This window comes from Streptomyces sp. NPDC044064 (genome assembly GCF_056434245.1).
Genome location: NZ_JBWKFN010000015.1, coordinates 110,416 through 122,350 on the forward strand (window position 1 = coordinate 110,416; position 11,935 = coordinate 122,350).

The following is an 11,935-nucleotide window of genomic DNA, read 5'->3' on the forward strand; positions in this document are numbered from 1 at the left end:
GCTCAGCCCGCGAAGGCCCGCGCGAACGCGCCCGTGCTCTGCTTCACCCCGCTGCAGTCGGTCGCCGCGTCGTCCGCCCCGGAGTCACCCCTCTCGCAGCGTCGGTCCCGGAACGCCGACCACATCGACACCCAGGCGATCTCCTTCCGCCCGGCGAACTTCCGCACCTGCGCGGCGTCGGAGAGCGTGAAGGTCTCCCCGGCCACGTCGTTGACGCCGATCATCGAGGTGAGTGCCATGCCCCGCCAGGCGGCCGCGTCGGACAGCCCGAACACCTTCTTCAGCTGGGTGTGCGCGGCCTCGGCGGAGGTGAGGGCGTAGTCGCCCATGTCGCCGGTGTAGGACTCGCCGTAGTTCATCGTCATGAGGTTGACGGTGGAGACCTGGACGTCGTGTGTGTTGGCGGACTCCAGCAGGGCGAGGCCGTCCGCGTCGAGCCCGGAGGGCATCACCGGCAGGGTGAAGGAGACCCGCACGCGCGGCCGTTCCTTCTGCAGCCGGGCTATCGCCTCGGAACGCAGGGCGACCGTGCGGGAGTCGGTCAGCTCGTCGCCCTCGATGTCGAAGTCGGCCTGCGTGGAGCCGGCCGCGTCCAGCGCCCGGGCGTAGGCGGCGGCCAGCGCGGAGGCGCTGTCACAGGCGGCGGCCAGTTCCTTGCCGGAGGCCCCGCCGAAGGAGACCCGGACCGTGGCGCCGTCCTGCTTCAGGCGCGCGATCCGGGACTTCACGGCGGAGTCGCCGATCGCCTCGGTGCCGTCCCACTTCGGTGTGCAGTCGCCGCCGCCCGAGATCACGAAGGCGAGGTTGTACGTCGCCGGCGATCCGGCGGAGTCGGTGGCGGAGGCCTCGGTGGCGCTGACGTAGGGGGCGTAGTCGGCGCTGTAGGAGGCGTGGGCGGGCGTGCCTGCACTCCCGGCCGAACACCCGGTTGCAACGACTGCAAACATGCAGGTGAACCCGGTGATCCACGTCAGGGAACTCCTCATCGCACGCTTACCCATTCTTGAAATCTCTGTCGCGGGACGGAAACGAAATTGGTTGCTCGGGCGGAAATCTCTCATACGTAGTAGCTATTCACCTTGGCATTCTCAGGAAAAATACAGCTTGGTGGGTCTTTCACGGGCGGCTCACAAGAATCCCCGGGAAGGTGTCACATAAAGGCTTTCTAATGTCCGAGGAATGCATTCCGAACCCGCCGTGCCCGCCATACCCGCCATCGAAAGTCGCGCCGCCAGACGTGGTCGCCACAGCAAACATGGCAACGGGTCCGTCGAGGGGCTCGTGTTCGTCGACTCCAGCGGACGTCGCTCGAAGGTGCTGCGCCGGATCGGCCTGCTCGTCGGCGTCGTCTGTCTCGCGTACGCGGGTGTGCTCGGAGCCGCGTTCATGGGCTGGGGCACCTCCCTCAGCCCGTCCTCGCTGCTTCCCTTCGGTGACGCCCCGGACGGCCGGGACTCCGGCGGCATCCGCCCACAGGGCGGGATCGGCCGCCGGGCGGATCTCCCGAGCGGCATCCCTTCGCCCTCCGCATCCACTGCCGTCTCCGTGCCCTCGTCCCCGTCCCCGTCCCCGTCCACGTCACCGTCCCCGTCCGTGGCCGTGGCCGTGTCCTCGTCCGCGGCCGCCGAACCGACCGGGCGCGGGCGGCAGTCATGACCACTTCCACGCCCTCCCGCGGTCGCAGGCGCGCCCCCACCCGCATCGAGCGGGCGGCGGTCCGGGCGGCGGCGCTGCAGCGCCCCCGCGTCATTCTCGCCCTGCTGCTCCTGCTGGCACTGACCTGTGTGCTGCTGCTCGACGGCTATCTGCGCGCCGAGGTCGGCGGCGACCAGCGCGTGCGCACCGGCGCCGGCTCCGGCGAGGTCCCCGCCAAGGTCCTCGACGGCGGCCCGATCCTGACCTTCCGGGGTGGCCGGGCCACCCCGGTCTCCGTCCCCTCCAGGACCATCGCGCTCACCTTCGACGACGGCCCCGACCCGACCTGGACCCCCCAGGTCCTCGCGATCCTGCACAAGTACGCCGTCCCCGGCACATTCTTCCTGGTCGGCTCGATGGTGTCGCGTCACCCGGGCGTCGTGCGGACGATGGTCCAGCAGGGCAACGAGGTCGGCATCCACACCTTCACGCACGTCGACCTGTCGTACCAGAGCGACGCCCGCGTCGCCCGCGAGATGCAGCAGACGCAGCTCGCCCTGGCCGGGGCGGCGGGCATCACCACGACCCTGTTCCGCGCTCCGTACTCCTCCGAGACGGACGCCATCGACAACTACAGCTGGCCGGTCTACAAGAAGCTCGGCCGGGACGGCTACACCAGCGTGTTCGTCGACACCGACAGCGACGACTGGAAGCGGCCGGGCGTCTCGAAGATCGTCAAGTGGGCGACCCCGAAGGGCACCCGGGGTGCGTCGGTCCTCTTCCACGACGCCGGTGGCGAACGCTCCCAGACGATCGAGGCACTCCCGAAGTACATCGAGAAGATGAAGGCGAAGGGGTACACCTTCACGACCATCAGCGGGGTCATGGAGAAGCAGCGCCCGGCCGGGAGGCAGGCGGGGTCCGCGGACCCCGCCGGCACGACGGCCGCCTCCCGCCCGCAGGCCGCCCACCGCACGGCCACCGGCACGACCCTGTACGAGGGCAAGGCCCTCGTCGCGGCCGTCGCCGTCGCCGAGTGGACCGTGCCCGCGCTCGCGGCCGGGCTGCTCGTCGTGGGCGTGGCTGTCCTGGGCCGCTTCGGGATGATGCTGGTCCTGGCCCGCCGCCACCACCGGCAGCGCAACAGAAGGCGGTTCTGCTGGGGGCCGCCGGTCACCGGCCCGGTGAGCGTGATCGTCCCGGCGTACAACGAGAAGGAGTGCATCGCCAATACCCTCGCGTCGCTGGCGCGCAGTACCCATCCGATCGAGATCATCGTGGTCGACGACGGCTCGACCGACGGTACGTCCGGGATCGCGCGCAGTGCGGCCGAGTCGCTCGGCATGGCGAACGTCCGGATCGTCCGCCAGGAGAACGCGGGCAAGCCGGCCGCGCTCAACAACGGCGTCCGCAGCGCCTCTCAAGACATCGTCGTGATGATGGACGGCGACACGGTCTTCGAACCGGACACCGTACGGCAGCTCGTGCAGCCCTTCGCCGACCCCGAGGTGGGCGCGGTCGCCGGCAACGCCAAGGTCGGCAACCGCGACACCGTCATCGGAGCCTGGCAGCACATCGAGTACGTCATGGGCTTCAACCTCGACCGGCGCATGTACGACCTGCTGCGCTGCATGCCGACGATCCCGGGCGCGATCGGCGCGTTCCGCCGCGAAGCCGTCCTCCAGGTGGGCGGGATGAGCGAGGACACCCTCGCCGAGGACACCGACATCACCATCGCCCTGCACCGCGCGGGCCGGCGGGTCGTCTACCAGGAGCACGCGCGTGCGTGGACCGAGGCCCCGGGCTCGCTGAAACAGCTCTGGTCCCAGCGCTACCGCTGGTCGTACGGCACGATGCAGGCCCTGTGGAAGCACCGCGAGTCCCTGACGGACAGGGGCCCTTCGGGCCGCTTCGGCCGGGTCGGCATGCCCCTGGTGGTGATCTTCCAGATCGTCACGCCGGTCTTCGCCCCGCTCATCGACGTCTTCACCGTCTACTCGATGATCTTCGTCGACCTCCGGGCGGCCCTGCTCGCCTGGCTCGCGGTGCTGGGCGTCCAGCTCCTCTGCGCGGCCTACGCCTTCCGCCTCGACCGCGAGAAGTACCGCTACCTGCTGATGATGCCCCTGCAGCAACTGGCCTACCGGCAGATGATGTATCTCGTCCTCATCCACTCCTGCATCACAGCCCTCACGGGCGGCCGCCTGCGCTGGCAGAAGCTGAAGCGCACGGGCGAGGTCGGGACGCCGGCGGGGGTGGACTAGTGGGTTCCCATCGCAGGGACGCGTCCGCAACCGCCGCCGTGGGCAACACCGCCCGGCCGCAGCAGCCACGCGACCGCTACTTCGACACCCTCCGAGCGGTGGCCCTGGTGAGGGTCGTGACCTACCACACCTTCGGCTGGGCCTGGTGCGGCATGCTCTTCCCCTCGATGGGCGTCATGTTCGCCCTCGCCGGCACCCTCATGGCGAAGTCCCTGGAACGCCCCGCCCCCAAGGTGCTGAGGAGCCGCCTCAGGCGCCTGCTCCTCCCGTTCTGGTTCTGGGGCTTCTTCGTCGTCCTGGCGATGCTGGTCCACGGCTGGATGCCGGGCCCACAGATCGTCTACTGGATCGTGCCGCTCGGGGACCCGCCGGGCAGCGCATGGGCCGAGCAGGCCTGGGACATCCTCTGGTACCTGCGCACGTACCTCTGGTTCGTCCTGCTCTCCCCGCTGCTGCTGAGGATCTTCCGGCTCGCCCCCGTCCCGGTGCTGCTGCTGTCCCTCACCCCGGTCCTGGTGCTGAACTTCCTGTGGCCGGGCCCGGCGGGCCGCTTCGGCAGCGCCCTGTGGGACCTGTCGACGTACCTCTTCTGCTGGATCCTCGGCTTCGCGCACCGCGACGGGGTGCTGCAACGCCTGAAGCCCTCCGCGGTGCTCGCCCTGTCGCTCGCCGCGCTCGGGTACGGCGGCTGGTACGCCTTCTCGCACCGGGCGGACTTCGGCACGTACGACCTCGACGAGAACCCGCTCGCGCAGGCCTTCTGGTCGGCCGGCTTCGTGCTGCCGCTGATGTGGGCCAAGGCGTACTTCCGGACCGACTTCGCCCGGCTCACCGGACTTCGGCGGACCGACCGACTCGTGACGATCTTCAATGCCCGGGCCGTGACGATCTACCTCTGGCACGAGATCGCGCTGATCCTTGCCGTCCCGCTCATCGACCGGTTCTGGAACGTCCCGGCCTTCGAGAGGTACCTGCCGCTGGAGAGCCAGTGGTTCATGTTCGCCGTCGGCTGGGTCCTGATCGCCGGCTTCGTCCTGGCGTGCGGCTGGGTGGAGGACGTGGCCGCGAAGAAGAAGCCGCGACCGGTCCCGGGAGGCCGTGCTGCAAGAATGGGCGGGTGACCCGCGCTTCCCTGAACAAGCAGCCGCACGAAGTCGCCTCGATGTTCGACGACGTGGCGGAACGGTACGACCTGACGAACGACGTGCTGTCGCTCGGCCAGGACCGGCGCTGGCGCAAGGAGGTGGCGAAGGCGGTCGACGCGCGCCCCGCGCAGAAGGTCCTCGACCTCGCGGCCGGCACGGCGACCTCCTCGCTGCCCTTCGCGCAGACGGGCGCGTACGTGGTCCCCTGCGACTTCTCGCTGGGGATGCTCCAGGTCGGCAAGAAGAAGCACACCTGGCTGCCGTTCACCGCCGGCGACGCGACGAGGCTGCCGTTCAAGGACGACACCTTCGACGCCGTGACGATCTCCTTCGGCCTGCGCAACGTGCAGGAAACGGACGCGGCGCTGCGTGAGATGTACCGGGTGACCCGGCCCGGCGGCCGGGTGGTGATCTGCGAGTTCTCGCACCCGACGTGGGCGCCGTTCCGGACCGTCTACACCGAGTACCTGATGCGGGCGCTGCCGCCGGTCGCGCGCGCGGTGTCCTCGAACCCGGACGCCTACGTCTACCTCGCCGAGTCCATCCGTGCCTGGCCCGACCAGCCCGCGCTCGCCGAACGGCTGCGCAAGGCGGGCTGGTCGAAAGTGGCCTGGCGCAACCTGAGCGGCGGTGTGGTCGCGCTGCACCGGGGCTTCAAGGAGAGCTGAGCCCCGGCGGCGGGGCCGGCGTCTCACCGGTCGATCATCTCGAAGGCGTCGCCGGGCTCGCCCAGTTCGCGTTGCATTCCGCCTCTGGGCGGCCGTGGGATGCGTGGCTCGCGCACGCCCCCGCCGCCCTCGCCCTCACCGAAGTCGAACCACACGTACACCATGGAGTCCCGCGGCACCTCGGCGCCGGGCTGCGGGTACTGCCGTACGACGTAGTCGACGACCGTGAGATGGAATTCCGGGCGGTCCGGCGCGTTCAGGAACAGACCCCGCGCCTGGGCCGTCTCGCGCGCGTCCATGGCCATGAGGCCGACCAGACGAGGAACGCGCACTTCGGGTGTTTTGGGTGTTATGTGCACAGATGTCACCCCCAGCGGTACTGGAAGGGTAACCCGGGTGTGCGTCCCCCGGAAGCGTCATGTGGCTTTCTGTAACACTTGGTTACTCAAAGTCACAGATCAAGTCGGTAGCAGTGCCCCTCGCGTTCCGAGGACGGGGTCACGAACGTCTGCGCGAGCCGCATGTCCAGGCGCCGGGTGACCGCGATGGAGCGCTCGTTGCGCGCGTCGACCATCGCCACCACCTGCGGCACCCCCAGCGCCCGCAGCCGCTCCAGGGTCGCCTCGGCGGCCGCCGAGGCGTACCCCCGGCCCCAGTGCGCCCGGCCGAGCCGCCAGCCGATCTCGATCTCGCCCGACGGCCCCCACTCGTGCGGCCACGGCTGGGCGCCGGTGAATCCGACGACGTCACCGGAGTCGTCCAGCACCGACCACAGGCAGAACCCCCGCTCCGCGTCGTGCCGGCGCTGGCGTGCGGTCAGCTCCTCGTAGACCGAGAGCTCGGCCGATCTGCCGCCGTGGAACTCCATGACCTCGGGGTCGTCGAAGACCCGGTGCCAGGCGAACGCGTCCTCGTCGGTGGGCACTCGCAGCTGTACTGCGGGGAGAGCTCGGTTCACGGGGCAGCCCTTCAGCCGGGTGATCAATTCTGCTGAATAGACTGCCCATGTCCAGTGCCGGTCGGCACGCAGATTTCGAACCTTGGGGAGATCCCGCCGTGACCGAGCCCCTCTCCGACAACACCGCCGATGTGATCGTCGTGGGCGCGGGGCCAGCCGGCTCCACCACCGCGTACCACCTCGCCAAGGCCGGACTCGACGTCCTCCTGCTGGAGAAGACCGAGTTCCCCCGGGAGAAGGTCTGCGGTGACGGCCTCACCCCGCGCGCGGTCAAGCAGCTCGTGGCCATGGGCATCGACATCTCCGAAGAGGCAGGCTGGCTGCGCAACAAGGGCCTGCGCATCATCGGTGGCGGCTCGCGGCTCCAGCTGGACTGGCCGGATCTCGCCGCCTACCCGAACTACGGTCTCGTCCGCAAGCGCGACGACTTCGACGAGCAACTCGCCCGCCAGGCCCAGAAGGCGGGAGCGCGGCTCTTCGAGCTGTGCAACGTCAGCGGTCCGGTCGTCGACGACCGGACGGGCCGCATCACCGGCGTGACCGCCAAGCTCGGCGAGGAGAAGCGCGAGGTCACCTTCCGCGCGCCGCTCGTCGTCGCCGCCGACGGCAACTCCACCCGCCTGTCCCTGGCGATGGGCCTGCACCGCCGTGAGGACCGTCCGATGGGTGTCGCGGTGCGCACGTACTTCACCTCGCCGCGCCACGAGGACGACTACCTGGAGTCCTGGCTGGAACTGTGGGACCGCCGCGGCGCCCAGGACCGTCTGCTGCCCGGCTACGGCTGGATCTTCGGCATGGGCGACGGCACCTCCAACGTGGGCCTCGGTGTGCTCAACACCTCCGCCTCCTTCAAGGAGCTGGACTGGCGGGAGGTCCTGAAGGCCTGGTGCGCGTCCATGCCGCAGGAGTGGGGCTACACCCCCGAGAACATGACCGGGCCCATCCGCGGCGCCGCCCTCCCCATGGCCTTCAACCGCCAGCCGCACTACACCAAGGGCCTGCTGCTCGTCGGCGACGCCGGCGGCCTGGTGAACCCCTTCAACGGCGAGGGCATCGCCTACGCCATGGAGTCCGGCCAGATCGCCGCCGACGTCATCGTCCAGGCCCACGCGCGGGCCACGCCCGCCCAGCGCGAGATCGCCCTGCAGCGCTACCCGCGCGTCCTCAAGGACACCTACGGCGGCTACTACACGCTCGGCCGCGCCTTCGTGAAGCTCATCGGCAACCCGAAGGTCATGCAGATCGCCGCCCAGCGCGGTCTCACCCACCCGCAGCTGATGAAGTTCACCCTGAAGCTCCTCGCGAACCTCACCGACCCGACGGGCGGCGACGCGATGGACCGCATCATCAACGGCCTGAGCAAGGTGGCCCCGAAGGCGTGATCAGGCGCTGAGAGCCGCCGCGTTGGCGGTCCGGCGGGCGTACACCTCGTCCCGCCGGTCCGCCATCTGCCGCAGCGCGTCCTTTTTATCCCGCTTGGAGAGCCGATCCAGGTAGATGTACCCGTTGGTGTGGTCGGTCTCATGGGCGAGGCAGCGCGCGAAGTACCCCGTGCCCTCGACGACCACGGCCTTGCCGTCCCTGTCCTGCCCGCGTACGACGGCCCGGTCCGGCCGCGGTACGGCCATGACGGCGCCCGGCACCGACAGGCACCCCTCGCCCTCGTCCAGCAGCCGCCGGCCGCTCAGGGGCGTCTCCAGCACGGGATTGACGATGTGCCCGACATGCCGGACTCCGTCGTCATCGGGGCAGTCGTACACGAACAGGCGCAGATCGACCCCGACCTGGTTCGCCGCCAGCCCCGCGCCCTCGGCGACGTACATGGTGAGGAACATGTCGTCGATGAGCGCGGCGAGGTCGGGCCCGAACTCCGTGACGTCCCGGCAGGGCTTGTGCAGGACCTCCTCCCCGACCTCGGTGATACGGCGCACCGCACCGCGCCCGGCCTCGGGGGCGTGGCGCGGGTAGTGGTCGGCGGGGCTGCCCTGGACGAACACGCGTGGCATCGCTGTGTCTCCCTGTGTTTGCGAGGATGCTGTGGGCGACAGGGCAGCGGGCCTCCGGCGCCCCTCCTGCCCTCCGGGACTCATGACAACAGAACACGCGCAGCAGTCACAGGGGCTCGCCGGACATGTCGGCCCTCCCGGAGACGCTTCCTGACAGCGGCCGGGGAACGGTCGCCGGGGGCGTGGCCGCTGCCGCCCCGGGGACGGCCTCGACGGCCGCTGCGGCGACCCCGGCCGCCGGCAAGCGGGTCGCCGTCCTCGGCGGCGGGGTCTCCGGCCTCAGCGCCGCCCGCGAACTCGCCGAACGCGGCTACGCCGTCACCGTCTACGAGTACTACGACCACCTCGGCGGCAAGGCCCGCTCGTTGGACGTCCCCGCTGCGGGCACTCGGCCCGGGACGGCGGCCCCGAGCGCACGGCCACCGCCGACCACTACGTCTCCGCGCTGCCCGTCGAACACGCCCGCGCGCGACCTGGGGCCGGGCCCTGCGCGCCGCCGACCCCGGCTCGGCCGCTGCGACGCGCTGAGGACCGACTGGATGACCGGCGTCCAGTTCTATCTGCGCACGCCCACACCGGTGGTCCACGGGCACATCAACTGCCTCGACTCACCCTGGGCGGTGACGGGCATCGGCCAGGCCCAGTTCTGGGACGTGCGGGACTTCGCCCGCGACTGCGGGGACGGACAGGCCCACGACTGTCTGTCCGCGATCGTCTCCGAATGGGACAAGCCCGGCATCCTGTACGGCAAGACGGCACGCGCCTGCACCGAGGAGGAGATCGTCGCCGAGCTCTGGGCCCAGCTGAGCACGGGGTGAACGACTCCGGCAGGGTGACGCTCAGGGACTAGGGCCGGCTCGGCTGGTTCGTGGACCCCGCGGTGACCGGCCTGGGCGGCCCCGACCCGCAGAACCGGGAACGGCTCCTCATCCACCCCACGGGAACGCTCTGCAACCGTCCGCCGGCGAGGACGGCGGTGCCCGACTTCTTCCTCGCCGGCGACTACGTCCGCACGGATGTGGACCTGTCGACGATGGAGGGCGCCAACGAGTCCGCGCGCAGGGCCGTCAACGCTCTTCTGGACGCGGACAATTCGGACACCGGGCGTTGCCGGATCCGGGAGCTGTTCCGCCCGCCCGAGATGGAACCGCTCAAGCGTGTCGACGAGCTGCGCTACCGGCTCGGTCTGCCCAACACCTTCGACCTGGGATGAGTCCAATAGGGCGAATTTGCCTGGATCGTCCAGAAGGTGAGGGGCGGGACGAGCCCGAAGGGCCGCTGCCCCCGAGCGGCTGCGGCCCTACGCGCGTGAGTGGTGTGCCGAGTGCTCAGAGCACCCGCACGGCGCCGGTCGGCGGGTCGTATGACAGCGGCTTCTCCACGATGCCCGTCGACGGGTTCTGCGCACCGACGAACATGCCGTCGCCGGCATAGATCGCCACGTGGTACGCGCTGCCCGCGCTGCCCCAGTAGAGGATGTCGCCCGGCTGCAGGTTGCTCAGCGAGACCTGGGTGCCCTGGGTCGACTGGTCCTGGGAGACGCGCGGCAGGCTGATGCCGACCTGCTTGAAGGCGGCCTGCACGAGGCTGGAGCAGTCCCACGCGTTGGGGCCGGAGGCACCCAGAACGTAGCTCTTGCCGATCTGCGCCTTGGCGAAGGCGAGCACCGCCGCGGCCGAACCGGTGGCCGTGGACGTGCTGGTGGAGGTGCTCGAGCCGGTGCTCGCCGTGGTGGAGAGGGTCGTCCGCTCCGCGTTGCGCGAGGCACGCTCGGCGGCGGCCTTGCGGGCGGCCTCCTGAGCCTTCTTCTTGGCCTCCGCCGCCTTCTGCTTCGCGTCCGCGAGGTCTGACTTGGCCTGCTTCGCGGCGTTTGCGGCGGCCTGATCGCGCTCGGCCTGCAGCTGGTAGTTCGCGGCGGCCTGCTGTGTGGCGTCCGCGGACTGGGCGACCTGAGAGGCCAGGTCGGCCGTCAGGGTGGGCAGTTCGAGGGTCTGCGTCACCGGCTCGGCAGCGTTCGCCGCGCCGGACGCCCCGGCGACTGCCAGGGTGCTGAGGACGCCACCGGCGACTCCGGCCCGCACGGCGATGGTCGACGCGCTGCGGCGGGGCTTCCGGTGGCTGCGTATGTGAGCGGTGTGGGACATGGGAATAACCGGTACCAGGGGCTCCTTCATATCTTCAAGAAACGTGTGCTGCGCCACAGTTGTTCAATCGAGCCCCCGAAGCCCCGGCGTGTCGCTCTTTATTGACGCCGTAACGGACATTGCGGACGACCGTGATCAAGGCCTTGATCACGGTCTTTGATCATTACGTCCGAATTGCCCCGCGCCTACCACTGGTTCGGGTGGATGGCCAAGCCCGGTTCTCAGGCCGCTCTCATGGATGTGGCGGAGGTCACGGAACGGTTACCGGAGGGGCGGCGTCACGCGCGGGCGGGAGCTCGTGAACGTGTGCACGCATTCGCCGCACGTCCACATCCCGCCTCGGGGCTCCCTCTGATGTGTGAACGCGGTCCTCTATCAGGACGCCGGGTCCAGCACCAATTTGCATGCAGAGGAACTCTCTTGATATTGAGACGCCCCCTCCGGCCTGCGGTGACGAGCGAAAATGTCACTTCTGGTGATCACCTGGACGCTTCGCGTACGAAGATCACCCATCATCCGACTTCATGATCCTTCGTCAGGTGGTGGAGATCACAAAGCTTGTGTAATACCCCGTGTCGCAGATCACAGAGCGGCGGGCATAAGATGCGAGGCAGTTGGGCTTGTGACCTGCTTCACATGTTCTCGATCTTCGCCCGGGACGAGCGGGGCTCGTGGGACCGGTGAGGCGGGTGTGAGCCCAGTGCAACCGCCACCAGTCAGTGCCGACTGAGAGGAGCGAGGAGCGGTGAACGCGTATGCGCCCATCCTCGTACTGGGAGCCCTCGGGGCAGGCTTTGCGATCTTCTCCGTGGTCATGGCCACGCTGATCGGTCCGAAGCGGTACAACCGCGCCAAGCTCGAGGCCTACGAGTGCGGTATCGAGCCGACCCCCACGCCGGCCGGCGGCGGGCGCTTTCCCATCAAGTACTACCTGACGGCGATGCTCTTCATCGTCTTCGACATCGAGATCGTCTTCCTCTACCCCTGGGCCGTCACCTTCGACGCCCTGGGGATCTTCGGGCTCGTGGAGATGCTGCTCTTCGTGCTCACCGTCTTCGTCGCGTACGCGTACGTATGGCGGCGCGGCGGCCTGGAATGGGACTGAGGGGCCTTTA

At 69.6% G+C, this 11,935-nt stretch carries 11 protein-coding genes and 2 pseudogenes; 8 read left to right on the plus strand and 5 right to left on the minus strand.

The genetic code is table 11. The features are described 5' to 3' along the window. Positions 1-2 precede the first annotated feature (2 nt). Entirely contained in the window at positions 3-986 is a 984-nt protein-coding gene (locus AC07DS_RS24395) for a chitinase (RefSeq protein ID WP_479148484.1), read from the minus strand. A gap of 193 nt (positions 987-1,179) precedes the next feature. Between AC07DS_RS24395 and AC07DS_RS24400 the strand changes: the two genes are divergently transcribed. The 4 genes from AC07DS_RS24400 to AC07DS_RS24415 are packed head-to-tail and all read left to right on the plus strand — an operon-like array spanning position 1,180 to position 5,712. Then, positions 1,180-1,656, plus strand: coding sequence for a hypothetical protein (locus AC07DS_RS24400; protein ID WP_479148486.1), 477 nt, complete (start codon positions 1,180-1,182; stop codon positions 1,654-1,656). Beyond that, positions 1,653-3,899, plus strand: coding sequence for a bifunctional polysaccharide deacetylase/glycosyltransferase family 2 protein (locus AC07DS_RS24405; protein WP_479148488.1), 2,247 nt, complete (start codon positions 1,653-1,655; stop codon positions 3,897-3,899). Before AC07DS_RS24400 ends, AC07DS_RS24405 begins: the two co-directional genes overlap by 4 nt. Continuing rightward, positions 3,899-5,020, plus strand: a complete 1,122-nt coding sequence (locus tag AC07DS_RS24410; protein WP_479148489.1) for an acyltransferase family protein — start codon at positions 3,899-3,901, stop codon at positions 5,018-5,020. The genes AC07DS_RS24405 and AC07DS_RS24410 overlap by 1 nt, the downstream gene beginning before the upstream one ends. Beyond that, on the plus strand, positions 5,017-5,712 hold the full coding sequence (locus AC07DS_RS24415) for a demethylmenaquinone methyltransferase (protein WP_479148491.1): 696 nt from the start codon (positions 5,017-5,019) through the stop codon (positions 5,710-5,712). The genes AC07DS_RS24410 and AC07DS_RS24415 overlap by 4 nt, the downstream gene beginning before the upstream one ends. Positions 5,713-5,735: 23 nt before the next feature. Here the strand turns inward: AC07DS_RS24415 and AC07DS_RS24420 are convergent, their stop codons facing one another. Both AC07DS_RS24420 and AC07DS_RS24425 read right to left on the minus strand, forming a co-directional pair. Further along, complete coding sequence (locus AC07DS_RS24420; RefSeq protein WP_145884844.1) at positions 5,736-6,044, minus strand: PASTA domain-containing protein; 309 nt, start codon at positions 6,042-6,044, stop codon at positions 5,736-5,738. Positions 6,045-6,163: 119 nt separating this feature from the next. Then, positions 6,164-6,670 (minus strand): GNAT family N-acetyltransferase, encoded by a 507-nt coding sequence (locus AC07DS_RS24425; RefSeq protein ID WP_479148493.1) that lies wholly within the window; start codon positions 6,668-6,670, stop codon positions 6,164-6,166. A gap of 47 nt (positions 6,671-6,717) precedes the next feature. On the opposite strand from AC07DS_RS24425, the gene AC07DS_RS24430 reads away from it, so the two are divergent. Beyond that, the gene (locus tag AC07DS_RS24430; protein ID WP_145884842.1) at positions 6,718-8,052 is read left to right on the plus strand and encodes a geranylgeranyl reductase family protein; all 1,335 of its coding nucleotides are present in this window, start codon (positions 6,718-6,720) and stop codon (positions 8,050-8,052) included. Here the strand turns inward: AC07DS_RS24430 and def are convergent, their stop codons facing one another. Next, positions 8,053-8,676 carry a peptide deformylase gene (gene def / locus AC07DS_RS24435; protein WP_479148496.1) on the minus strand — a complete coding sequence of 208 codons (624 nt, stop codon included), beginning with the start codon at positions 8,674-8,676 and terminating at the stop codon, positions 8,053-8,055. Between the two features lie 125 nt (positions 8,677-8,801). Between def and AC07DS_RS24440 the strand changes: the two are divergent. Together AC07DS_RS24440 and AC07DS_RS24445 are read left to right on the plus strand one after the other, a co-directional pair. Further along, positions 8,802-9,038: pseudogene (locus AC07DS_RS24440) on the plus strand (FAD-dependent oxidoreductase); the annotation flags it as partial. A 35-nt stretch (positions 9,039-9,073) separates the two neighbouring features. Next, positions 9,074-9,889 (plus strand): annotated as a pseudogene (locus AC07DS_RS24445) (FAD-dependent oxidoreductase); the annotation flags it as partial. Positions 9,890-10,004: 115 nt separating this feature from the next. On the opposite strand, the gene AC07DS_RS24450 reads toward AC07DS_RS24445, so the two are convergent. Continuing rightward, positions 10,005-10,820: a C40 family peptidase gene (locus tag AC07DS_RS24450; RefSeq protein WP_145884840.1), complete on the minus strand. Its 816-nt coding sequence runs from the start codon at positions 10,818-10,820 to the stop codon at positions 10,005-10,007. 745 nt (positions 10,821-11,565) lie between these two features. On the opposite strand from AC07DS_RS24450, the gene AC07DS_RS24455 reads away from it, so the two are divergent. After that, on the plus strand, positions 11,566-11,925 hold the full coding sequence (locus tag AC07DS_RS24455; RefSeq protein WP_003992243.1) for an NADH-quinone oxidoreductase subunit A: 360 nt from the start codon (positions 11,566-11,568) through the stop codon (positions 11,923-11,925). Positions 11,926-11,935 lie beyond the last annotated feature (10 nt).